The organism is Nonomuraea sp. MTCD27 (genome assembly GCF_041950495.1).
GTDB lineage: Bacteria > Actinomycetota > Actinomycetes > Streptosporangiales > Streptosporangiaceae > Nonomuraea.
Genome location: NZ_JBGNUW010000061.1, coordinates 1 through 2,505, shown reverse-complemented (window position 1 = coordinate 2,505; position 2,505 = coordinate 1). Strand labels below are relative to the sequence as shown.

1 protein-coding gene is annotated in these 2,505 nt (G+C 68.8%); it reads right to left on the bottom strand.

The genetic code is table 11. The annotated features are described in order from the left end of the window. Nucleotides 1-57: 57 nt before the first annotated feature. The gene (locus ACBJ59_RS62685; protein ID WP_375119378.1) at nt 58-2,178 is read right to left on the bottom strand and encodes a recombinase family protein; all 2,121 of its coding nucleotides are present in this window, start codon (nt 2,176-2,178) and stop codon (nt 58-60) included. Nucleotides 2,179-2,505: the final 327 nt, after the last annotated feature.

Sequence of the window (2,505 nt, the reverse complement as noted above, 5' to 3'; positions counted from 1 at the left end):
GAGATCTGTCAAGCACAATGCACCGATAACTACAGCCTGGCCGTGTAGAGCGGGTGCTCAGCTGTCGGTGACCGGTTCGTCGGATGGGGGTGCCTTGGTCTGCTGCCAGCGTCTGCGGTTGTGGTAGCCGTGAGGCAGGGCCCGAAGGGCGCGCAGCCGGTCGAGTTCGGCGGCGTCTGCGGTGACGATCCAGAGTCTGGTGCCGGGTTCTTGGCGAGCGTTCACCCAGCCGCGGCGGATCCAGTTGTAGAGGGTGACCGGGGGCATGGCCAGCTCGCGGGCGAGTTCGGCGGACCACCAGGCATGGCGGCCGGGCGGGCGGCGCGTGGGCCAGGTGCGTCCCGGCTGGTCGGTGGTGGTGCGCAGGCGGCGGACCAGGTCCCGGATGGCCTGGGCGCCGAAGGTCGCGAACCGTTTGGGAGGGCGTAAGCCTTCGGCGTTGAGCCGGTCGGCGATCTGCGCACTGGTCAGTCCGGCGTCGTCGAGTTGCAGGACCAGCTCGGTCAGGCGCGGGTAGTACGACAGTTGCTCCAGCCGAGCGACCGGGCGGACAAGGTCTGCGCTGGTGGTGTGCCCGCCTGACCAGGTGATCTGGGCGGTGACCTGCTCGGATTCACCGTGGACAGTGACCGTGACGGCCTCGATGATGGTGCGCAGGAGCTGCTTGCGATCGGCGTTGGAGGTGGTGTCGGCATGCCACAGCGCCGGAAGATCGGCGGCCAGGTCGCGGATCTGCTCGCGCTCAGCCGCCGACAGCAGCAGCGGCCGGCTGGCCAGGAACCGGTCGTGATCCTCGCGCAGATTCTCCAGCTCGGCCAGCGCCTGCTCCCAGTCGCGTTCCAGCTGCCGCACCACCAGGCGGTTTTCCGGCTCGGCCAGCTGGTATTGGCGCCGAGCCCGGTCGGCGGCATAGGCGGCGCGCTCCAGCCGCTGCTGCCACAGCTTCTCCAGCCGGACACGGTCGGCCTCGATCTGCTCGGCGGCGTGCAGCGACACCTGCAGCGCCGACGGGGCGATCATCTCCAACATCTGGTCGGTGACATGCGCGTCCACGCACGGGCCTGCCAGCTGCTGGCAGCGCGGCCCGCCGTGGTCGGCGTATTCGCGCACGCACACGTAGTTGTGCAGCGAGTCGTCTCCGCGCCGGTGATATTGAACGAACATCCTGTGGCCGCAGCGGCCGCATCGGATCACGCCACTGAGCAGCGCGCGCCCGTCCCGCGCCGCACCCGTCGCGTCCGCGCGGGCCCGGTTGGCAGCCATCCGATCCAGGTTGCGCTGGTATTGCTGCGGGCTGATGTAGGCGGGCAACCGCCCAGGCAAGACCACGTCCCACTGCTCCATCGGCACCACCACTCGCCCAGTCGAGGGGCGTCCGGGGACTTTCCGCCGATGATCCACACCGCTGCGGCCGTAGGTGTAGATCCCGGCGTAGATCGGATTGTGCAGGATGTTGGTGAGCGTCATCCGGCTCGGGCGACGCCAGACCAGCTCGCCCTGATCAGGCCCCTCCCGCAACCGGATCCCCAGCTGGATCCGATGCTCGACCAGGTAGGCCAGCACCGCGTTGATCGTCCCGAGTTCGTCGAACAGCTCGAAGATGAGCGCGATCACCGCCTGGACCTGCTCGTCAGGGTCCTTGACCACCTCCCCGGAAGGGCGCAGCACATACCCGGTCGGCACCGAGAAGAACAGCTCGCCCCGCTGAGCCTTGGCCAGCCGTCCCGCCGCCATCCGCTGTTTGATCAGGTGAAGTTCCGCCTCCGACATGGTGCCCTTCAGCCCGAGCAGCAGCCGGTCGTTGTACTGAGCCGGATCATAGATCCCGTCGCTGTCGCCGAGCAGCGTGCCCGCCAACGCGCACAGCTCCATCAACTGATACCAGTCCCGGCCCGAGCGGGCCAGCCGCGAGACCTCCACCCCCAGCACGATCCCCACATGCCCGAGCCCGACCTCGCTCACCAACTCGGCGAACCCCGGCCGTCCCTGCGCGCTGGCGCCCGACATGCCCAGGTCGGCATCGATCACCTTGACCCTGCCGGCCGCCCAGCCCAGCGCCACCGCCCGGTCTGCCAGCGCGTACTGGACCCGGGCCGACTCGGTGTGCTCAAGCACCTGACGGCGGGTCGACTGACGCACGTACACCACCGCCATCCGGTCGGTGTGCTCGCGCCTCACCTTGGTCGGAAACCCTGGAGATGTGTTCGTCTGCCTGCTCATCGGGGCCGCCGGTCAGACTCTCCGCCGGACGGGATAACCGTCGCTCCACCAGCAGCGCCAGCATCCGAATCGCCGCAATCCGACTCGTTTCCGGCAAATCGCCCCATCCGATGGGCGAGGAGGTCGCCGGCCGGGTCGTGGAGAGCCCGGCTCACCCTCCGATCGCCGACTGACGGTGATGCCGCACCCCCTTCCCGCGGGGCGCTCTGCTCCTTGAGCCGCTGGACGACTGCCGCCAACTCCAGCAGACCTTCGATGCCAATCATCGCAGCTCCAGGCCCTAAC